The following is a 19,964-nucleotide window of genomic DNA, read 5'->3' on the forward strand; positions in this document are numbered from 1 at the left end:
CTGGTCAGGTGGTCCACTTCTGGAAGAGCGCTACTGGTCCACATCTAGAAGAGCGCTGACACCTTGCGCTGCGATTAGCAGGCATGACCACTCCGGCATCGCGGCAGACCGACAGTTGATCGGTGAGGTGACGGCGCGGGTCAGGCTCTGGTTTCTGTCGCCCAGGATGGCCAGGTGTCTGGGGCGGCTGTCGGGTCGATGCCTCGAAGTCGGACGAGCCGGACGTCCTGTTGAGCGTGCACGACCGCCCACAGGCTGTGCGGTCGTCCTCGGCCGTTGGCTCGGATCCACTCCAGGACCTCGTCGATGTCGGCCTGGATGAGTTCCCACTCCTCGCACGACCAGGGGCTGTTCCAGAAGTAGACGCGGTAGGCCGGGTCGTCGACCTCGCTGGTTTGATCCCGTGGGTCGATCGGCGACGCGAGCACGTCTCAGTGCGAGTCACGCCGAGTTCTCAGCTTCGGACGCGGGCGTTGAGCCGGCGTTCGACTACCGTGGGCGGCCCCTCTTCCCTCTGAACGGAGCCCCGTGCTCGAGCTCACAGCGACCTTGGTCGCCGCCATCGCCGCCGTCGTCGTCGTCCTGATCGCGCTGGTCGTCCTCATTCGCAGCTACCGTACGGCGCGCCCGGACGAGGCGTTGATCATCACCGGGCGCAGCGCGTCCAAGCCGTCGAAGGTCGTCGTGGGCGCCCGTTCGGTGGTCTATCCCTTCGTCAACAAGGCCTACACCCTGAGCCTGGCGTCGCGCTCGGTGCAGGTGACGGTGGAGGGCATCTCCAAGAACGGCATCAAGCTCCTCCTGCAGGGCGTGGCACAGGTCAAGGTCGGCGGCGACGAGGACAACGTCCGGCTCGCCGCCCAGCGCTTCCTGCAGCAGCAGGACCAGATCGAGCGCTACACCCAGGACATCCTGGCCGGGTCGCTGCGCTCGGTGGTGGGCACGCTCACCGTCGAGCAGATCATCCACGAACGCGCCGCGCTCGCGAAGTCGGTGCAGGACGTCGCCCTGGAGTCGCTCAACAACCAGGGCCTCATCGTCGACACGCTGCAGATCTCCAGCGTCGAGGACGACACGAACTACCTGCGGAACCTCGGCCGACCCGAGAGCGCCCAGGTCGAGAAGGCCGCTGCCATCGCCGAGGCAAACGCCCGGCAGGAGGCCGCCGAGAAGCAGGCCGTCTCCGACGAGGGCATCGCGATCGCCCAGCAGCGGCTGGCCATCCGGCGGGCCGAGCTCAAGGAGCAGACCGACGCCCGCCAGGCCGCCGCCGACGCCGCCGGGCCGCTGGCCCAGGCCGAGCAGCGCCAGGCCATCATCCAGCGCGAGGAGCAGGTCGCCGTCCGGCAGGCCGAGCTCAAGGAGCGCCAGCTCGACACCGAGGTCCGCCGACCCGCCGACGCGGCCAAGTACCAGGCCGAGCAGGAGGCGGCCTCCCTGCTGGCCCGCCGCCGGGCCGAGGCGGAGGCCCGCCGGGCCGACGGTCTCGCCGAGGCCGAGTCGCTGGAGGCGGCCGGTCGCGCGGAGGCGGCCGCCGTCCAGGCGAAGGCCGAGGCGTACCAGCAGTTCAACGACGCCGCCGTCATCGACCGGCTGGTCGAGGTGCTGCCCAAGATCGCCCACGAGCTGGCCGCGCCCTACGGCAACATCAAGGACCTCACGGTCATCTCCAACGACGGGGCCGGTCAGCTGTCCCGCAACGTCGCCGGGAACGTCAACGACACCGTGACCATGCTGGAGAAGATGACCGGCGTCGACCTGCGCGCGCTGGTCAACCGGATCTCGACCGACCGCCGGGACGACGCCGAGCCGGCAGTCGCGATCGTCGACGGCCACCGCTCCGAACCCGTCGCGGGGCCGGTCGGCTAGCCCGGAGGTCGGCCCAGCCCGCCGCCGAACACGCCGTCGCTCGGTGGCCGCGACCAGGAGCCGGGGGAGAGCTGCCGGCTGGAGCCGCTGTGGGGCGCCCGCAGGCCGACCAAGTCGCAGCACCCCGCTCCCGGGTTTAACAGACCCGAAACCTCGCACGCGTAGGCGTGAAACGCCGCTCTCGTAGCGTCCCGCTGACCACGTCGCGCGCCAGCTCTCAGCGAGGGAACCCATGAGCACAGTCGAGGCCGAGATCGAGACCAAGCACCCGGTGGACCGGGTTCCGCCGTTGGCCCGGCTCGCGCCGTTGGGTCTGCAGCACGTGCTGGCCATGTACGCGGGCGCGGTGGCGGTGCCGCTGATCGTCGGCGGGGCGCTGGTCGAGGCCGGGAAGCTGGCACCGAGCGACCTGCCGTACCTGATCAGCGCCGACCTGTTCGTGGCCGGCATCGCCACCTTGATCCAGTCGCTCGGCTTCTGGCGCTTCGGGGTCCGGCTGCCGCTGATGCAGGGCTGCACGTTCGCCGCCGTCACGCCGATGATCGCGATCGGCAACCAGTACGGGATCACCGCCATCTACGGCTCGGTGATCGCCTCCGGGCTCTTCATGATGCTGCTGGCACCGGTGTTCGCCAAGCTGCTCAGGTTCTTCCCACCGTTGGTGACCGGCACGGTGATCTTGATCATCGGGTTGTCGCTGATGCCGGTGGCCGCGGGCTGGGCCGGCGGTGGTGCGGGCTCCGACGACTTCGGCGCCCCGGTCAACCTCGCCTTCGCGGCGGCCACCTTGATCATCATCTTGGTGATCGAACGGTTCGCGCCACCCGCCTTCGCCCGGCTGTCCATCCTGCTGGGGTTGGTGATCGGCACCCTGGTCGCCGTACCGTTCGGGCTGACCGACTTCAGCCACGTCGCCGACCAGGCCTGGTTCGGAGTCAGCACCCCGTTCCACTTCGGTTTCCCGACGTTCCAGGTCAGCGCCATCATCTCGATGTGCATCGTGGCGCTGGTGATCATGACCGAGACGACCGGCGACATGCTGGCCGTCGGCGAGATCGTCGACCAGCACGTGAGCCCGCGCCGGTTGGCCGACGGGCTCCGGGCGGACGGGCTGTCCACCGTGCTCGGTGGCGTCTTCAACACGTTCCCGTACACGGCGTTCGCCCAGAACGTGGGCCTGGTCTCGCTGACCGGGGTGAAGTCCCGGTACGTGGCCACCTTCGCCGGCGGGGTGCTGGTCGTCCTCGGGCTGCTGCCCAAGCTGGGGGCGGTCGTGGAGGGCATCCCGCTGGCGGTGCTCGGCGGTGCCGGCATCGCCTTGTTCGGGATGGTGGCTGCCAGCGGCGTCCGGACCCTGGGCAAGGTGCACCTGACCAACAGCAACATCCTGGTGATCGCCGTCGCCGTCGGCGTCGGCCTGCTGCCGACGGTGAACGGCGAGATCTACGCCCAGTTCCCGGTCGGGTTCCAGATCATCTTCGACTCCGGCATCTCGGCCGGTGCCATGACCGCCATCGTGCTCAACCTGCTGCTCAACAGCGACGCCGCCAACCAGCGGGTCAAGGGCGACGGAGAGCACGCGTCGTACGACGCCGTCCGGGGCACCGCGGCTGACACCGAGGTCCGCCAGGGCTGACGGGCGCGACCGGTCTCGCTCGTCGGCGGGGCGGCCGGTGCCCGCGACGACCCGCCGTCCAGTCGGCTCAGCCGAGCCGACCGCGCAGCCCACTGGCCCGGTTGGCCGGACGGGCGACGGCTCGCCGGACGGCGTCCTCGGAGCCGAACACCTGCACCCGGCGGCTGGCCCGGGTGACAGCTGTGTAGAGCAGCTCCCGGGTCAGCAGCGGCGAGTCGGGCGGGGGGAGCACGAAGGACACGACGTCGAACTGGCTGCCCTGGGCCCGGTGCACGGTCATCGCGTGGGTGGTCTGCACGGCGTCCAGCCGGACGGGGGAGACGAGCATCGGCGCACTGCCCCGGCCGAACGCGGCCCGCACGCCACCGCCATCGGCCACCACCACGCCGGTGTCGCCGTTGAACAGGTTGAGGTCGTAGTCGTTCACGGTGACCAGCAGCGGCCGGCCGAGATACCACTCACCGTCCTCGCCGTAACCGGGAACTGCCTCGGCCAGCCAGCGCTCCGCCTCAGTGCTCCAGCGCGACACCCCGAACGGTCCGTGCCGGTGCGCACACAGCAGCCGGTGGCGGTCCAGAGCGGTCAGGGCGCCGCCCACGTCGCCGGCGGCCGCCGCCGACCGCAGCGCGGCCCCGGCGTCCGCCACGGCGGCGGCCAGCGGCTCGATGCCGTCCGGCCGGGCGGGGGCCAGATCGGTCTCGACGAAGACGACGTCGTCAGCGCCCCGGCGCAGCACCTCCATCGCAGCGTCGCCGTCGGAGGCGCGGACCGCTCGGGCCAGGTCCTCGATTGCCCCGCCGTACCGCCAGGTCCGCTCGAGCCGCACCACCGGGGAGGTCGTCGGGACGCTGTCGTCGGGCGGGCCGGCCACCGCGCCCAGGGCGCTGGTGATGTCGGCCAGCACCGCGCCCGCCTCCACCGAGGACAGCTGGTCGGGGTCGCCGACCAGCAGCAGCCGGGCGTCGGAACGGACCGCTTCCAGCAGCCGGGCCATCAGGGTGAGCGAGACCATCGACATCTCGTCGACCACCACGACGTCGTACGGAAGCCGGTTGTCGGCGTGGTGGCGGAAGCGGCCGCGGGTGCCGGGCAGCCAGCCGAGCAGCCGGTGCAGGGTGACGGCGGACAGGTCGGCGACCCGGGCGACGTCGTCGGGCGCGAGCCGGTTCCGGGCGTCGGCGAGCGCCTCCGACAGCCGAGCGGCGGCCTTGCCGGTGGGTGCAGCCAACGCGATCCGAGGCGCCCGACCGGGCTGGTCACCGAGCATGGCCAGCACCTTGGCCACGGTGGTCGTCTTCCCGGTGCCGGGGCCGCCGGCCAGGACGGTGACCCACTGCCGGGCGCTGACCTCCGCCGCCCGCCGCTGAAGATCCGGCTCGCCGTCATCCAGACCCTCGCCGGTGAACAGCCGGTCCAGTGCGGCGGTCAGCCGGTCCTCGTCGACCGGCGGTGGCGGCGCTGAACGGCGGTCGACCAGCTGACCGCGGACGGCCTCCTCCTGACGCCAGTAGCGCTCCAGGTAGAGGTTCCCGGCCACGAGCCGCAGCGGGCGTCCGTCCGGGGCGTCCGGGCCGTCGGCCAGGGCCCGGCTGGCGCGACAGCTGGCGAGCCACTCGGTGGGATCGGGCCAGGGCAGGTCGGCGACCTCCAACCCCTCCTCGGTCGCCTCGAACACGTCGTCGGCCACCGTGGTCAGGTCGACGCAGACCGAGCCGAGGCGCAGCGCCCGGACGGCCAGAGCCAGGGCCAGGGCCACCCTCTCGTCGGTCTCTCCGGTGATCCGGGTGACGGTGGTCGCCGTGTGCACGTCCGCCAGCTCCAGCACCCCGGCGGCGTTGAAGGTGGCGAGCAGTCCCGCCGCCCGGGTCGCCTGGAGCACGTCGGCGGTCCGGCCGTCGACGACGGTCATGACGGACCCCGATCCAGCAGGTCGGAGAGCTCGGTGATCAGAGCCGACGGCGGACGCCAGCTGAAGACGCCCGCCGGCACCCCAGCCACCCGTGGGGTGGTCGGACCGGCCATCCCGCGCAGGAACAGGTACAGCGCGCCACCGAGATGCTGGTCCGGGTCGTAGTCGGGCAGTCGCCAGCGGAGCATCCGGTGCACGGCCACCTGGTAGAGCAGGGCCTGCAGCGGGTAGTGCGCCGTCTGCATGGCCGCGGCCATCGGCTGCGGTCCGTAGTCGGCCACGCTGAGCTCGCCGGGTTCGCCGCGCCCGAGCCAGTTGGTCTTGTAGTCGACCACCAGGTAGCGCCGTCGCTCGGGCGGGCCGACCCGCAGCACCGCGTCGATGCTGCCGGTCAGGTAGCCGCGCAGGGACTCCTCGGCCAGTGGCGGCTGGCTCAGCAGCTCCGGGTAGTCGACCAGCAGGTCGTCCGCCGCCAGATGCCGGGCCAGCAGGGGTGCGAGGTCACCGAGCCGGACGTCGGCGCGGGGGCGGTCGCCACCGGCCAAGGGCAGCTCGAAGACGAGCTCGCAGAGCCGGTCGCCCGGACTCAGGTCGGCCAGCGACCGGTCGTCGGCCAGCGGTCCCAGCGGGGTGGCCAGACTCGGCAGCAGCGCCTCGGCCAGGACGTCAGCGGTGAGACCGCCGTGCGGCAGCCGGGAAAGGACGTCGGTGGTCGCGGCCAGCGTCGCCGCGGGTAGGTCGGCCGCGGTCGGGTCCAGCACCTCCAGGACCGCGTGCACGGCGGTGCCGAAGTCGACACCGGCGGGCAGGTCACGCAGGGGGGACGGCAGGTCCCAGCCCGGGCCGGCCGTGGCGGGCAGCAGCGTCGGGGGCGGCGGCGCTGCGGCGTCGGCCAGGCTCTCGTCGTCCTCCTTCACCGGTTCGGGCTCACTGCTCACCCCGGCAGCGTGCACCGCGCCGTGGGCGGCAGCGGTCAGCGACGAGTACGACGTCCGCCGCCAGGCCGTGTCCAGCAGCCGCTCGAAGCGCCGGGCCCTGAGGGAGACCGGGGCGGGGCCACCGGGCCGGCGACGGGTGGGCGGGCGGGAGTGCACCTCTTCCACACTCAGCACCCGGGTCGGGTCACCGGTCAGCAGCCGGGCGCTCACCGGCACGGGTTCCTGCGCCGGACCCGACGTCGAGGGATAGCTCGGCTCGGGGTCGCCGGCCCGGGCGGGTCGAGCCCAGAACCGGTGCAGGGCCGAGGTCGTGGTGGTGCGGGCGTCGGCCCACCAGGTCACCACCTGGCACTGCGCCCGGGTCATCCCGACGTAGGTCAACCGGAGGTTCTCCCCGGCCTCCTCGGCCAAGGAGCGCCGGAACCGCTCCGGTCGCCCGGCGGCCTGCCGTCCGCCGACGTCGAGCACCTCCGTGCCGTCCTCGTGCAGCCGCAGCACCGCGTCCCGCTCGTCGGTGGGGACGAAGCAGTCCCACGCCTCCGGCAGGTAGACCACCGGGAACTCCAGGCCCTTGCTGCGGTGCAGGGTGAGGACCTGGACGGCAGCGGCGTCGGTGGCCAGCCGCCGCAGTCCCTCGGTCACGTCGTCGTCGGCGACCGCTACGTCGATGGCCTCGGCCAGCCACTCCCGCAGACCCGCGACCCCCAGCTGGCGCCCGGTCATCAGAGCGTGCAGCCGCTGAGCCACGTGACGGAGGTCGGTCAGCAGCCGCTCCCCGTCGGGACGGGCCAGCACCCGCTCGCTGAGGGCGGTGTCGGTGCCCATCGTCTCCAGCAGGGCGGCGACCCCCCGCCCGGCCAGCACCCGGCTCCAGCGACGGAAGTCGTACGAGAGGTCGGCCAGCGCCGCCTCGTCGGCCTGGGCCAGCCGGGGGAAGGTCCAGCCGAGCAGGCTGGTCAGGGCGGCCTCCCGGACCAGCGGCTGTCGGGGTTGCTCGAGGGCCTGCAGCACCCGCAGCCAGTCCCGCGCCGCCAGCGAGGAGAACACCGAGTCGGACCCGTGCAGGACGGCCGGGATGCCGGCGGCGGCCAAGGCATCACGGATCTGCTCGCCGGCGGCGTTGCGGCGCACCAGCACCGCGAGGTCGGACGCCTGGACCCGCCGCGGTGGCCGGCCGTCCAGCGTCAGCATCGCGCCCGCGCCACCGGCCTCGGTGGTCCCGGCCGTCTGGTCGACCCCCAGGTCCAGCCGGTCGGTCCCGTCGACCACCGGCGCGGCCCCGCCCGCGCCAGCACCCAGCAGGTCGGCGATCTCGGCGACCAGGTCCTTGGTGATCCGTCGGCGCAGCCGGTTCACGTACTCGAGCTCGCCGTTCTCCTTGGGCGGCAGCACTCGGACCCGCAGCGGGGCACCAGCGCCGGTGAGGCGGCGATCCGGGTGCGCGCTGCCCACCGGCCGGACGACGATGGCCGGATCGCCGAGACTGGCCCCACCCATCACCAGGTCCAGGCCGTCGAGCAGCGCGCGGTCGCTGCGGTAGCAGGTGCTGAGGGTGGCGGTGGTGGTCGACTCACGGGCGACCTGGAGGTAGCTGTTCACGTCGGCACCGCGGAACGCGTAGATCGCCTGCTTCGGGTCGCCGATCACCACCAGCGTGCTGTGGCGGTGGAAGGCGCGCCGCAGGATGTCCCACTGGATCGGGTCGGTGTCCTGGAACTCGTCGACCAGCACCACCGGGAACCGGTCCCGCAGCCGCTGGGCGGCCAGGTCCCCATGCCGAGGGTCGGCCAGGGCGTCCCGCAGCCGGGTGAGCATGTCGTCGTACGTCAGGTAGCGGGCGCGTTCCTTGCGCCGCCGCACCTCGGCGACCACCTCGCGGGCGAAGCCGACCCGTTCGTCGGCCCGGGCGCCCGCGCCGAGCTCGGGGACCAGCCGGATCGGACCGGCGTGGACCACGTCCTCGGCCAGCTTGAGCGCGTGCTCGAAGGTCAGCAGCGGCTGGTCCGCCGTGGCGTAGCGGCGCAGGTAGACGTCGCGGGCGACCTCGGAGGTCAGCTCGGCCAGGTGCTCCACGAACACCGCATCAGGCTCGGGGTCGCCGAGCACGCCGAGGTCGTCCAGCATCCGCAGGCAGAACTCGTGGGTGGTGGCGATGGTGGCGGCGTCGAAGTCGGCCAGGGCCCGAGCCACCCGCTCCTGCCGTCGGGCCAGCTCGGTCCGGTCGACGGCGAGCAGCAGGTGCGCGACGTCGTCACGCTCCGGCACCGGGGCGCCCGGGGGCGTACGACCCAGGGCGTCGCTCAGCTGCGCCTCCAGCCGGACCAGGCGCTCCCGCACCCGCACCCGGAGCTCGTCGGTGGCCATCCGACCGAAGGTGACCATCATCAGCTGGTCCAGCTCGACGTGACCCTCGGCCACGTAGCGCGCGGCCAGCGCGGCGATCGTGTACGTCTTGCCGGTGCCGGCGCTGGCCTCCAGCACGGTGGTGCCGGTGGGCAGCGGACCGAGCACGTCGAACGGGGTCGGGGTCGGTCCGGCCGGGGTCGGAAGGGCTGCCGGCCGGGCCGGGGCGGGAGCTGCGTCCGGTCCGGGGGCCGGCTGCTCGTCCCAGCCGTCCCCGTCGGCGACCGTCGACAGCCCGGCCGGCTCGGTGCGCGCGGCGCGCTCGCCGGTCCAGTCGGGGCTCATCGCAGCTCCTCCACGGTCAGCAGGGGCTGGAAGACCCGACGGGCCAGGGTGCCGAACCGGCTGGGTTCGGCGAGGGTGCCGCGTTCCTCCTCGGGACGGGACCGGATCGCGGCCAGGTCGCCCAAGGTGACGCCGGCGCCGAAGAACCGCTCGTACGCCGCGTCGCGGTCCCAGGTCCAGTCCTTCTCCGCCGACGACTCACCCGGGGTGACCTGCAGGTCGCGGAACCGCAGCCGGGCGTACTCCAGCGACGTCCGCGGGGCGAACGGCAGCGGCTCCCGCAGACCCGTCGCGTACAGGTCGAGCTGGTCGTCGAGCACCAGGGCGGCCCAGCCCGGGTCGACCGGTCCCAGCAGCGAGGTGCCGCGCCGGCCGATGCTGACCGCTCGCCAGTCGAGACCTGGATGGGCCGCGGTGAGGGCCAGCAGCCGGGTGAAGGCGCTCAACCGCTGCTTGGCCCCGAGGCTGGAGTAGCTGACCGAGACCAGGGTGGTGCCGTAGAGGGGTCCGACGGTGCCGGTGAGCAGGCGCTCGCCGACGTCGAGGGCGAGGTCACGGCTGTCGGGCTCGCCCACCAGCCACGGGCGGGCGCGCTCGGCCACGTCGCTCGCCTGCCGCTGGATCACCTCCAGCGCGCGACCGCCCAGCGCACGCGGTGGCAGACTGCCCCGTCGCCACTCAGCGCCGACCAGCCGGTCGGGATCGGCGCCCTGCAGCAGCTGCGTCAGCATCCGGTCACCGACCGCCCAGCTCTCCAACCCGTCGAGACTGACGGGCAGCTCGTCGGTGATCGGGTCGCGGTCCTCCCAGGTGGGCAGCCCACCGCGGTCCCGCAGCAGGGCCTTGACGGGGTGCTGGAAGAAGCGGATCAGGTCGGCGATCGCCACCTGATGGGTGTCCCGGTCCGGCAGCGGGTCGTGCGGGTAGACCGCGAGCCCGTCGGTCCGCTCCCGGGCGGCCGCGCGCGCCCCGCGCAGGGCGGCGCCGTCGAAGCTGAACGGAGGACGGCCGTCGTCGGCGCTGAAGTTCTGGCGGTCGAACGGCTGCAGCGGGTGACGGTGCAGCACCTGCTCGCGGGGCAGCCGACCGTCGGTCGTGCGGACGGTCTGGTCGACGGTGTCGAGCAGCTCGCCGATCGGCACCGCGGGCGGCCGGGACGCCCCGGTCCGGGGATCGGCCCCGCTGTACAGGACGACCAGGTGCTCGGTCGCGCTCATGACCGCGTCGAGCAGCAGCTGCCGGTCCTCGCTGCGCCGGTCCCGGTCACCCACCCACGGGTCAGCGGCGAGCACGTCGTCGCCGTCGGCCCGAGCACGACGGGGGAAGGCCAGATCGTCCATCCCCAGCAGGCAGACGACGCGGTGGGGGACGGATCGCATCGGGTACATGGTGCAGACCGTCAGCGTCCCGGTCCGGAAGTTCGCCCGCCCGGCCCGACCGCCCAGACCGTCGGCCAGCAGGGCCTGCAGCTCCGCCCTGGTCAGCACGGCCTGCTCCGCCGCCTCCCCCTCGGCCAGCGCGCTGAGCACCCGGAACGCCTGGCCGGTCTGCCAGCTGTCGGCTGTGCTGGTGGCGGTGAGGGCCTCGATCGTCTCCTTGGCCAGCTCCACCCAGCGGGGCATCGGGTGGTCGGCGTCGAACGCGGTGAAGGCCGTGCCGAGCCGGTCCACCAGCTCGGCCAGGCGACCGATCAGCTCCACGTCGGAGGAGTCGACCTCGTCCAGCGGCAGCGCCGTCCCGATGAAGTGGTTGCCCTCCTCGTCCATGGTCACGCCAAGCAGCAGCCGGTCCAGTCCCGCTGCCCAGGTGTTCTGGCCGAGGTGCTCGAGCCCGTACGGCTTCCGCGACGCGGGGTCGAGACCCCACCGCACGCCGCTGGCGGCGACCAGCTGCGCCAGCCGGTCGAGGTCGTCGGCGCTGAAGGAGAAGCGTCGGGCCACCGGGGGCTGGGCGCACAGGTCGAGCACCGCTGACGCCTCGAGCCGGGAGCCGGCCAGATCCAGCACGCTGCCCAGCACCCCGAGCAGCGGGTTCAGCCGGCGCAGGGCGCGGTCGGCCAACCGGACCCGGATCCGGTGACCGGGGTGCTCGGTCTCGGTGCCGTCGTCGGCCAGCCCGAACGCGGCCGAGACCAGCGGCGCGAACCGCTCGATGTCGGGACACAGGACCACGACGTCCCGCGGCTCCAGGGTCGCGTCGTCCGCGAGCAGACCGACCAGCAGCTCGCGCAGCACCTCGACCTGACGGTCCTGGCCGTGGGCGGCGTGCACCTGCAGGCTGCGGTCCGTCGCGTCCAGCACGGGGCGTTCGGCCGACGGTCGGGGACCGGCGTTCGCGGCCAGGTCCTGCTGGAGCCGGGCCAGCAGGGTGTGCGCCGGTGGCGGTGCGGCGACCTGATGGTGCTGGTCGGCGGGTCCGGCCCCGGCGAGGACCAGCTGCAGCTCGCGCGAGTCGCGCCCGAGGTAGCCGAGCAGGCGGTTCTCCACCACCTCCAGACTCGTGTCGTCGCGGCGTCGGCCCGCCGGTCGGGACGGCCGAGCCGCGAGGGCGTCCCACAGCACCGGAGACGGGTGGGTCAGCCACAGGTGCACGTCGCGCTCGGCGCCGAGGGCGGTCAGCACCCGATGCTGCGTGCGGTCCAGGCCGGTGAGCCCGAACACCGACAGCCGCTCGGGCAGGTCCAGGTCCGGGTCGCCGGCGGTCAACCGGTCGAGCGCCGGCGGCAGCCGCTCGGCGGGGGAGGGGACCGCGAGCTCGGCGCGCAGCCGCCGCCACAGCTCGGCCTGCCAGGCGCGGTCGGCTCCCAGGGGTGCGCCGTCGGTGTCCACGTCCTCCCCGGCCCGCCACCGGTCGAGCAGCTCCGGTCGCTCGGACCCGTACCGGGCGAACAGGTCAGCCGCGCGGCGTGCGGTCAGCCAGCGCCGACCACCGCGTGACTGCTCGGCCGAGCGGCCGCGCAGGTGGCTCCACAGGAGCTCCGCCCAGGCGTCGTCCCGCGCCGCGTCGAGGATCGCCAGGATCGGCCAGACCGCACGCGACGGGTGCCACGGGTCGGTGTCGGGGTCCACGTCGGTCACCGGGCCGAGGGTCTCGGCCACCAACCGGCGGACCGAGGGGAAGTCGACCCCGGCGCACACCCCGAGCCGGTCCGACAGCTGCTGGGCCAACCACCGCTCCACCCCCCGGGTGGGCACGGCGACGACCTCGGTCGCGAACGGGTCGGGCAGCGGGGTGGTCAGCAGATCGGCCAACCCGGCCACCAACCGGTCGGACCGCTCGGCGCGGTGCAGGTGGAGACTCATGGTGCGCTGAGCCTAGACACCGGCTCGGACAGTCCGGCTCCTCCGGCCCTGCCCTGATCCCGTGGCGTCGACCGGGGAGGTGCCGGGCGGCGCCGAGAAGGAGGATCAGTCACGTCTCCGGCCGCTCAGCGTGCCTGAACCTCCTTGTCGACGAGACCATCGCCAACGCCCCGACCCCTACGCCCACAGCGAACCGTGCTTCCCCCGCCGCCGGCGCGGGCCTACGGTCGGGCCATGGGAGACGTGGTCGCCTTTCCGCGCCGGCCGGCGCCCGAGCCGGACCGCCCGACGCGCGAGCCGCTGTGGCGGGAGCTGGTCGGGCAGGTGCTCCGCGCCCGCCGCACCGATCGGGGAGAGACCCAACGCGCCGTCGCGGACCGGGCCGGCATCTCCGTGCAGTACCTGTCCGAGATCGAGCGTGGCCGCAAGGAGCCGTCCTCGGAGATGCTGGCCGCCGTCGGTGGGGCGCTCGACCTCCAGCTGGTCGATCTCACCCGGGCCGTCGGCCGTCGGTTGATCTCGACGGCGGGCCGGCCGGCCGGACCGGTCGCCCTCGCCGCCTGAGCCGCCACCCTCCCCGGCTCGCCACGCCTAGGCCGCCAGCTCCTTGCGGCTGGTGATCACCGCGTCCACGATCCCGTACGCCATCGCGCTGTCGGCGTCGAAGATCTTGTCCCGGTCGGTGTCGGCGCGGAGCCGGTCGGTGGTCTGCCCGGTGTGCCGGGCCAGCACCTCCTCCATCTGCGCCCGGATCCGCATGATCTCCCGCGCGTGCAGCACCAGGTCGGGCAGCGTGCCCCGGCCCTCCGCCGACGGCTGGTGCAGCAGCACCCGACCGTGGGGCAGGATAGCCCGCCGCCCGGGGGACCCGGCGGACAGCAGCACAGCGGCCGCCGACGCCGCCTGGCCGACGCAGGTGGTCGCCACCGGTGCGTGGATGAACTGCAGGGTGTCGTAGATGGCCAGCATCGCGGTCATCGAGCCACCGGGGGAGTTGATGTACAGGTTGATCTCCCGGTCGGAGTCCTCGGACTCCAGGTGCAGCAGCTGGGCCACGATCACGTTGGCCACGCCGTCGTCGAGCTCGGTGCCGAGGTAGACGATCCGGTCCGACAGCAGCCGGCTGTAGATGTCCAGCGCCCGCTCGCCCGTCGGTCGCTTCTCGACCACGTTCGGGATCGTGTAGCCGCTCACCGGGCTGCCCCCGTCCGAAGGGCCGGGCCGCCCAGCACGGTGGCGAGACCGACCGACTGCCGCCCGCCCGGACGGATGTCGTCGAGCGTGGTCACCACGTGGTCGACGAGCCCGTACGCCCGCGCCTCGGCGGCCGTGAACCAGCGGTCCCGCAGCGAGTCGTGCGCGATCCGTTCCAGCGGCTGACCGGTGTGCTCGGCGATCAGACCGAGCAGGACGTCGCGGGTGTGCTCGAGGTTCTGGGCCTGGATCTCGATGTCGACGGCGGTGCCGCCGATGCCGGCCGAGCCCTGGTGCAACAGCACCCGGGCGTGGGGGAGGGCGTACCGCTTGCCGGGCGTACCGGCCGACAGCAGGAACTGGCCCATGCTGGCCGCCAGCCCCATCGCCAGCGTGCTGACCTCGTTGGGGATCAGCCGCATCGTGTCCATGATCGCCAGCCCGGCCGAGACGGAGCCGCCGGGGGAGTTGATGTAGAGGCTGATGTCGGACCGCGGGTCCTCGGCCGACAGCAGCAGGAGCTGGGCGCAGATGCGGTTGGCGATCGCGTCGTCGACCTCTTGGCCGAGGACGACGATGCGTTGGTGCAGGAGTCGGCTGAGGAGCTGTTCGTCGAACAGGCCGCCGATCGGGGTGGAGTCGCTCATGGCCACCACGCTGCCCGGGCCGAGACGGCCGCACCAGAGCGTGCTGCCGCGGGCGGATCCGCTCTCGGCAGATCATGATGACCACGGATCACCGCGCCGTGAGACGCGCGTCACACCGGGAGCGGACGTGGCACGCTTCCGGCAGCGGGCGCTCGACGAGGAGCGCTCGGGCTGGGAGTGATCATGACACTGGTCGTCGGCTGGGCCCTGACGGGTCTGACCATCGTCGTCGCCGGCGTGCTGGCCGGTCGGAGCCGCCGGGCCCTGCGGGTGGGGCTGGCAGCCGTCGCCTTCTCGCTCGCCGGTCTGGGGGCGGTGGGCCTCGCGGTGCTGGTGGCCACCGACACCGACCTGTCGGCGATCGCCGCCGCATCCTACCTGCCTGTGGTGCGCGACCTCGCCGCCGCCGCTGCCGGGTCGCCGCTGGCCTCGGTCGTCGTCTCCCTGCTGATCGCCGTCCAGGCCACCGCCGGCCTGCTGATCCTGTTCGACGGACGGTGGGTCGAGACCGGGCTCGCCGCCGCTGTCGGGGTCCAGGTCGGGCTGCTGGCGCTGGGCTGGTGGGCCTTCCTGGTCAGCCCGCTCGTGATCACCGCGCTCGTGCTGCTCTGGCGGGCCCGGCGTCGAGACGTCGACCGGCCGCTCTACCTGCCCGACATCCTGGACGCACGGGAGCACGACCGGCGGTCCTGAACCGCCGGGACGAGCGTCGTCTACGAGGCGTCGACCGCGGGAACGATCCGGATGTCACGATCGGCGCCGTCACCGAGCGCCACCAGGGCCTCCTGGTATCCGGGACTGTGGTACGCCGCGACGGCCGCCTCGACGCTCGGGAACCGCACCAGGGCGCTGCGGGTCTTCTGCCCGCCCTCGAAGACCTCCGCGGGGACCCCACGCGCCAGGAACTCCCCACCGGCCGCGCGGATGGCCGGGCCGGAGAGGGCCACGTAGGCGGCGAGCTTGTCGGCGTCGCGGATGGCGGTGAAGGTGTTGATCCAGTACGCGGTCACGGGTGTCCCCTCAGAGCAGGATGACCCCTGAGCGTAGTCCTGCGCACGGCCGACGGCGGCCCCGGTTCAGGCCACGAGCTCGGGATCCGGTCGTGGTACGGCGGCGAAGCGGCTCGGCCCGAACCAGGTGGTGACGGCCGGGCGCAGCCGGGCCGGCCCGGTGATGACCACCGCGCCGGCCCGCAGCACGGCGGCCCAGGTGTGATCACCGCGCCAGACGGCGACCAGGTCGCGCAGGGACCCCTGCACGGTCAGGGAGATCTCGTGCCCGGGGTCGGCGTCGCAGACGTCCGCCTCGGACGGCGACAGCACGATCCACCAGTAGCGCTGGCGCGGCGGGACGTCGGTCAGCTCGAACCGCACCACGGTGGTCCCGGCCGGCACCGTGCTGAGATCGACGTTGCGGTGCAGATCCCACATCAGCAGCTTCGGGTCCAGGTCGGCGTCGCCGAGCACCCCGGTCCAGCGGATGCCCCAGGCCCCGAGCAGCTCGATGGCCGAGCGCAGCTCCTCGCCGGCGGCGGTCGGGGTGTAGACGACCTCCCGGCCCTCGCGCCGCCGATCGACCACCCCACTGGCCACGAGCTGGTTCAGGCGCTTGGACAGCAGGGTGGGCGACATCCGCGGCAGCCCGCGCCGCAGGTCGTTGAAGTGCCGGCTCCCGGCCAGCAGCTCCCTGACCACGAGCAGCGTCCAGCGTTCGTCGAGCAGCTCCATCGCCTTGGCGACCGGGCAGAACTGGTGGTACGGCGATCCCATGGTGACGACGCTACGGGTCGGCCACCCGGACACACCAGGTACAGATCTCGTACTAGTTCGGGGCGACCGGGCGTCCTACCGTCGAGGAGCCGGAGCAACAGCTGTTCCGGTCTCGAGGGGAGTGACCATGACCCAGACCATGATCGACGACGCCGCGCTCAAGGCCCGCCATCGGGCGATGTGGGCACTCGGGGACTACACCGCCGTCGCCACCGAGGTGATCGCCGACCTCGGACCGCGCCTGGTCGCGGCGGTCGGGGTCCGGCCCGGGGAACGGCTGCTCGACGTGGCCGCGGGTGCGGGCAACGTGGCGCTCCCGGCCGCTCGGGCCGGTGCCCGGGTCACCGCCTCCGACCTGACCCCGGAGCTGCTCGAGCGGGGCCGAGTCGTCGCGACGAACGAGGGCCTCGACATCGCCTGGGAGACCGCGGACGCCGAGGCGCTGCCGTACGGCGACGACAGCTTCGAGGTGACCACCTCCTGCGTCGGGGTCATGTTCGCCCCGCACCACCAGCCGGCGGCCGACGAGCTGCTCCGGGTGACCCGCGCCGGTGGCCGGATCGGGCTGATCTCCTGGACCCCGACCGGCTTCATCGGGCAGATGTTCGCGACCATGAAGCCCTACGCGCCACCGCCCCCGGCCGGCGCCTCGCCGGCCCCGCTGTGGGGCGAGGAGAGCCACGTCCGCGAGCTGTGGGGCGATCGGGTGCGCGATCTGCGTGCGCGCCGGGAGCGGCTGCCGATCAGCCACTTCCGCAGCCCAGAAGAGTTCCGGGACTACTTCAAGATCAACTACGGCCCGACGATCGCGGTCTACCGGTCGTTGGCCGACCAGCCCGAACGGCAGGCTGCCCTCGACCGTGACCTGCTCGAGCTCGCCCGCGGTGCCGCCACCGGCCGGGACGAGGGGATGATCATGGAGTGGGAGTACCTGCTGGTGACCGCGGTGGTGGTCTGAGCGCACGCGGCCGGGGTCGGCGTCAGAGCCCGAGGAGCCGGCCGCACTCGGCCGCGTCGCGGGCGAGCCAGTCAGCGCCGGCCTCCCGCAGCTCGTCGCCGACGCCGTAGCCCCACAGGGCCCCGACCGCGCGTACGCCCTGCGCGTGGGCGCCCTCGATGTCGTGGCGCCGGTCGCCGACCATGATCGTCGCGGCGGGCGCGGCGTCCAGCCGGTCCAGCACCCCGGCGATCGTCTGCGCCTTGGACGTCCGCCGCTCGTCGGTCCCCCCGATCACCGTGAAGTACGAGGTCAGACCGTGGGCCTCGACGATGGCCCGTGCTGTCGTCGTCCGCTTCGCGGTCGCGGTGGCCAGGGTCGCGCCCCGGTCCACCAGGGCACCCAGCAGGTCCTGGACGCCCGGGTACCGGGTGGCCCGGTGCAGCCCCTCACGCAGGTAGTACTCGTGATAGGCCTGCGCCGCCGCGTCCAGGCGATCGGGTCGGACACCGGCCAGCGCGAGGAACTCGCGCAGCGGCGGTCCGAGGTGGACCCGCAGCTCGGTCTCGCTCGGCACCGGCACCCCACCGGCTCGCAGTGCGTGCTGGAAGCCGGCCAGGATCCCGGCGGCGGAGTCCAGCAGGGTCCCGTCGATGTCGAACACGACGGTCCGCCCGTCCAGCCGGGCGGGCATCAGGACGCCAGGCTCGCCAGTCGCTCCTGCACCTGCTTGGCGCTCGGGTTGGTCATCGCGGAACCGTCACTGAAGACCAGGGTCGGGACTGTCTGGTTGCCGTTGTTGAGCGAGGCGACGAGGTCGGCGGCACCGGGCTCGCGCTCGATGTCCACCTCGTCGTAGGCCACGCCGGCTCGGCCGAGCTGCGACTTCAGTCGGAAGCAGTAGCCACACCACGTGGTCGTGTACATCGTCACCTGTGCCATGACCACAGCAACTCCGTCGGCGGGCGGCGGATTCCCGGCCCGTCCGGGACGTGACCAGAGCCACAGGGCGCCCGCGAGGAACCTGTTCCACCGCCGTCACCGGGTCGTCACACTCCGGTGCCACCCTCAGGTATGACCCTGCTCGCGGACCTGATGGTGCCCACGCTGGGCGAGCCGCGCTTCGACTCCCCGCTGGCTGACTTCATCGCCGACCGACGGACCAACGAGCACTACGTCTCCGAGGACGACCGGGTCCTCCTGCACGACACCGTGCAGCAGCTCGCCGACCTCGGGCTGCCCCCGGAGCAGGTGCCGAGCTTCGAGCCGGGCGGCCCCCGCCGCCGACTGTTCTTCGCGCCCGGCAGCACCAGGGTCGGCGTCGTCACCTGCGGTGGGTTGTGCCCGGGGCTGAACGACGTCATCCGCGGTCTGGTGATGGAGCTGGCCGAGCACTACGGGATCACCGAGCTGACCGGTTTCCGGTCCGGCTACGCCGGGCTGGTGGAGGGGGGACCGGAGCCGATGCGGCTCACCCCCGAGGTCGTCCACGGCATCAACCGTCAGGGAGGCACGGTGCTCGGGACCTCCCGGGGGGCCCAGGATCCCGACGCGATGGTCGATCGCCTGCTGACGCTGGGCATCGACCTGCTGTTCGTCATCGGCGGCGACGGGTCGATGCGGGGGGCGGCTCGGATCTCCGCGGCGATCGACCGCCGCGGCGAGACCATCGGGGTGATCGGGATCCCCAAGACGATCGACAACGACATCCCCTTCATCGGCCAGAGCTTCGGCTTCGTGACCTCCTTCACCGAGGCGGCCAAGTCGATCAACGCGGCCATGGTGGAGGCGCACTCCGCCGTCGGCGGGGTCGGGCTGGTGAAGCTGATGGGGCGGCACGCAGGTTTCATCGCCAGCTATGCGGCCCTGGCCAACCACGTCGCCGACTTCGTGCTGATCCCGGAGGTGGCGTTCCGGTTGGAGGGCTCTGGCGGCTTCCTGTCGTGTCTGGAGCAGCGGGTCAAGGACCGGGGCAGCGCGGTCGTGGTGGTGGCCGAGGGTGCCGGCCAGGACATCCTGGAGTCGGCCGAGGACACCGACGCCTCGGGCAACGCGCGGCTGGCGGACATCGGCACCTTCCTGCGCGACGCCGTCGTCCGGCACTTCGCCGCGGTCGACGTGCCGCTCACCTGCAAGTACATCGACCCCAGCTACATGATCAGGTCGGTTCCCGCCTGCCCGCACGACGCCGTCTACTGCGTACGGCTGGCCCAGGCCGCCGCCCACGCGGGGATGGCGGGTCGGACCGCCATGGTCGTCGGTCGGCGGCACAACCGCTTCATCACGTGCCGATCGCGCTGCTGACCACCGAGCGCAACCAGGTCGACCCGCACGGGGACCTGTGGCTCAGCGTCCTCGAGTCGACCGCGCAGCCGGTGTCGATGGCCTGATCAGGCGCGGCGCTGCCGGGCCAGGCGTCTGACCACGAACCAGATCACCGCCACCGCGACGACAGCCACCACCACGGCCTGCAGCGCTCCGATGGAGGACTCGACCCGGTGCCACTGCTCACCGAGCAGGAAACCGGCGAGGACGAGGGCGGTGTTCCAGATCAGGCTGCCGGCCAGGGTCAGGCCGATGAAGGCGGGCATCCGCATCCGGTTCACCCCCGCCGGCACGGAGATCAGGCTGCGGAACAGCGGGATCATCCGGCCGAAGAAGACAGCCTTGCCGCCGTGCCGGTCGAACCAGTCGTCGGTCCGGACGATGTCGTCGCCGCTGGTCAGCGGGAGCCTGTCGGCGGCCCGGCGCAGCCGCTCCAGGCCCATCCGCCGACCGATCCAGTAGAGCGCGACGGCGCCCACCACCGACCCGATGGTGGTCCAGATGAGCACCGCGACCAGGTCCAAGGTGCCGCGGCTGGCGGCGAAGCCCGCGAGCGGCAGGATCAGCTCGCTGGGGATCGGCGGGAAGATGCTCTCCAGCGCGACCGCCAGCCCGGCTCCGGGCGCGCCGAGCGTCTCCATCAGCCAGATGATCCAGTCGGTCAACGGCCGGACTCCGGGAGCTCCGCGGGCCGGGTGGTCCGGCGGCCGTCGGCGGGGTCGTCGGGCATCGGGAGAGGTTACCCGACCC

At 73.0% G+C, this 19,964-nt stretch carries 16 protein-coding genes; 6 read left to right on the forward strand and 10 right to left on the reverse strand.

Features of this window, described 5'->3' with window-relative positions; translation table 11 throughout:
• Positions 1–528: 528 nt before the first annotated feature.
• Positions 529–1,869: a flotillin family protein gene (locus tag ABD714_RS18390; RefSeq protein WP_344813904.1), complete on the forward strand. Its 1,341-nt coding sequence runs from the start codon at positions 529–531 to the stop codon at positions 1,867–1,869.
• Between the two features lie 232 nt (positions 1,870–2,101).
• Entirely contained in the window at positions 2,102–3,505 is a 1,404-nt protein-coding gene (locus ABD714_RS18395; RefSeq protein WP_344813905.1) for a nucleobase:cation symporter-2 family protein, read from the forward strand.
• 67 nt (positions 3,506–3,572) lie between these two features.
• On the opposite strand, the gene recD is transcribed toward ABD714_RS18395, so the two are convergent.
• From recD to recC, 3 genes are read right to left on the reverse strand one after another with little or no spacing between them, the layout of a single operon-like run.
• Positions 3,573–5,414, reverse strand: coding sequence for an exodeoxyribonuclease V subunit alpha (recD, locus tag ABD714_RS18400; RefSeq protein WP_344813906.1), 1,842 nt, complete (start codon positions 5,412–5,414; stop codon positions 3,573–3,575).
• The gene (locus ABD714_RS18405) at positions 5,411–9,040 is read right to left on the reverse strand and encodes a UvrD-helicase domain-containing protein (protein WP_344813907.1); all 3,630 of its coding nucleotides are present in this window, start codon (positions 9,038–9,040) and stop codon (positions 5,411–5,413) included. Before ABD714_RS18405 ends, recD begins: the two co-directional genes overlap by 4 nt.
• Positions 9,037–12,342, reverse strand: coding sequence for an exodeoxyribonuclease V subunit gamma (gene recC, locus ABD714_RS18410; protein WP_344813908.1), 3,306 nt, complete (start codon positions 12,340–12,342; stop codon positions 9,037–9,039). Before recC ends, ABD714_RS18405 begins: the two co-directional genes overlap by 4 nt.
• Positions 12,343–12,576: 234 nt before the next feature.
• On the opposite strand from recC, the gene ABD714_RS18415 reads away from it, so the two are divergent.
• Positions 12,577–12,906, forward strand: coding sequence for a helix-turn-helix domain-containing protein (locus tag ABD714_RS18415; protein ID WP_344813909.1), 330 nt, complete (start codon positions 12,577–12,579; stop codon positions 12,904–12,906).
• A 27-nt stretch (positions 12,907–12,933) separates the two neighbouring features.
• Here the strand turns inward: ABD714_RS18415 and ABD714_RS18420 are convergent, their stop codons facing one another.
• Entirely contained in the window at positions 12,934–13,536 is a 603-nt protein-coding gene (locus ABD714_RS18420) for a ClpP family protease (protein WP_344813910.1), read from the reverse strand.
• Positions 13,533–14,183: a ClpP family protease gene (locus ABD714_RS18425; protein ID WP_344813911.1), complete on the reverse strand. Its 651-nt coding sequence runs from the start codon at positions 14,181–14,183 to the stop codon at positions 13,533–13,535. Before ABD714_RS18425 ends, ABD714_RS18420 begins: the two co-directional genes overlap by 4 nt.
• Before the next feature lie 183 nt (positions 14,184–14,366).
• On the opposite strand from ABD714_RS18425, the gene ABD714_RS18430 reads away from it, so the two are divergent.
• Positions 14,367–14,876, forward strand: a complete 510-nt coding sequence (locus ABD714_RS18430) for a hypothetical protein (RefSeq protein ID WP_344813912.1) — start codon at positions 14,367–14,369, stop codon at positions 14,874–14,876.
• A 20-nt stretch (positions 14,877–14,896) separates the two neighbouring features.
• Here the strand turns inward: ABD714_RS18430 and ABD714_RS18435 are convergent, their stop codons facing one another.
• Positions 14,897–15,193, reverse strand: a complete 297-nt coding sequence (locus tag ABD714_RS18435; protein WP_344813913.1) for a DUF1330 domain-containing protein — start codon at positions 15,191–15,193, stop codon at positions 14,897–14,899.
• A 66-nt stretch (positions 15,194–15,259) separates the two neighbouring features.
• Positions 15,260–15,952 (reverse strand): winged helix-turn-helix transcriptional regulator, encoded by a 693-nt coding sequence (locus ABD714_RS18440; protein ID WP_344813914.1) that lies wholly within the window; start codon positions 15,950–15,952, stop codon positions 15,260–15,262.
• A 127-nt stretch (positions 15,953–16,079) separates the two neighbouring features.
• Here ABD714_RS18440 and ABD714_RS18445 point away from each other — a divergent pair, with 127 nt between their 5' ends.
• Positions 16,080–16,910, forward strand: a complete 831-nt coding sequence (locus tag ABD714_RS18445; RefSeq protein WP_344813915.1) for a class I SAM-dependent methyltransferase — start codon at positions 16,080–16,082, stop codon at positions 16,908–16,910.
• A 22-nt stretch (positions 16,911–16,932) separates the two neighbouring features.
• Here the strand turns inward: ABD714_RS18445 and ABD714_RS18450 are convergent, their stop codons facing one another.
• Both ABD714_RS18450 and ABD714_RS18455 read right to left on the reverse strand, forming a co-directional pair.
• A complete protein-coding gene (locus tag ABD714_RS18450; RefSeq protein WP_344813916.1) occupies positions 16,933–17,583 on the reverse strand; it encodes an HAD hydrolase-like protein in 651 nt (216 codons plus the stop codon).
• The gene (locus ABD714_RS18455; RefSeq protein WP_344813917.1) at positions 17,583–17,831 is read right to left on the reverse strand and encodes a mycoredoxin; all 249 of its coding nucleotides are present in this window, start codon (positions 17,829–17,831) and stop codon (positions 17,583–17,585) included. The genes ABD714_RS18450 and ABD714_RS18455 overlap by 1 nt, the downstream gene beginning before the upstream one ends.
• A gap of 132 nt (positions 17,832–17,963) precedes the next feature.
• On the opposite strand from ABD714_RS18455, the gene ABD714_RS18460 reads away from it, so the two are divergent.
• The gene (locus ABD714_RS18460) at positions 17,964–19,193 is read left to right on the forward strand and encodes an ATP-dependent 6-phosphofructokinase (protein ID WP_344813918.1); all 1,230 of its coding nucleotides are present in this window, start codon (positions 17,964–17,966) and stop codon (positions 19,191–19,193) included.
• A gap of 86 nt (positions 19,194–19,279) precedes the next feature.
• On the opposite strand, the gene ABD714_RS18465 is transcribed toward ABD714_RS18460, so the two are convergent.
• Positions 19,280–19,879, reverse strand: a complete 600-nt coding sequence (locus tag ABD714_RS18465) for a DedA family protein (protein ID WP_344813919.1) — start codon at positions 19,877–19,879, stop codon at positions 19,280–19,282.
• Between the last annotated feature and the right edge of the window lie 85 nt (positions 19,880–19,964).

Source organism: Microlunatus aurantiacus, from assembly GCF_039536605.1.
Lineage (GTDB): Bacteria > Actinomycetota > Actinomycetes > Propionibacteriales > Propionibacteriaceae > Microlunatus > Microlunatus aurantiacus.

What these genes read in the sequence shown, in the direction of transcription:
- ABD714_RS18395 (WP_344813905.1), top strand. Translation starts at nt 2,102, where the DNA reads ATGAGCACAGTCGAGGCCGAGATCGAGACCAAGCACCCGGTGGACCGG.
- recD (WP_344813906.1), bottom strand. Translation starts at nt 5,414, where the DNA reads ATGACCGTCGTCGACGGCCGGACCGCCGACGTGCTCCAGGCGACCCGG.
- ABD714_RS18405 (WP_344813907.1), bottom strand. Translation starts at nt 9,040, where the DNA reads ATGAGCCCCGACTGGACCGGCGAGCGCGCCGCGCGCACCGAGCCGGCC.
- recC (WP_344813908.1), bottom strand. Translation starts at nt 12,342, where the DNA reads ATGAGTCTCCACCTGCACCGCGCCGAGCGGTCCGACCGGTTGGTGGCC.
- ABD714_RS18415 (WP_344813909.1), top strand. Translation starts at nt 12,577, where the DNA reads ATGGGAGACGTGGTCGCCTTTCCGCGCCGGCCGGCGCCCGAGCCGGAC.
- ABD714_RS18425 (WP_344813911.1), bottom strand. Translation starts at nt 14,183, where the DNA reads ATGAGCGACTCCACCCCGATCGGCGGCCTGTTCGACGAACAGCTCCTC.
- ABD714_RS18430 (WP_344813912.1), top strand. Translation starts at nt 14,367, where the DNA reads ATGACACTGGTCGTCGGCTGGGCCCTGACGGGTCTGACCATCGTCGTC.
- ABD714_RS18440 (WP_344813914.1), bottom strand. Translation starts at nt 15,952, where the DNA reads ATGGGATCGCCGTACCACCAGTTCTGCCCGGTCGCCAAGGCGATGGAG.
- ABD714_RS18445 (WP_344813915.1), top strand. Translation starts at nt 16,080, where the DNA reads ATGACCCAGACCATGATCGACGACGCCGCGCTCAAGGCCCGCCATCGG.
- ABD714_RS18450 (WP_344813916.1), bottom strand. Translation starts at nt 17,583, where the DNA reads ATGCCCGCCCGGCTGGACGGGCGGACCGTCGTGTTCGACATCGACGGG.
- ABD714_RS18455 (WP_344813917.1), bottom strand. Translation starts at nt 17,831, where the DNA reads ATGGCACAGGTGACGATGTACACGACCACGTGGTGTGGCTACTGCTTC.
- ABD714_RS18460 (WP_344813918.1), top strand. Translation starts at nt 17,964, where the DNA reads ATGACCCTGCTCGCGGACCTGATGGTGCCCACGCTGGGCGAGCCGCGC.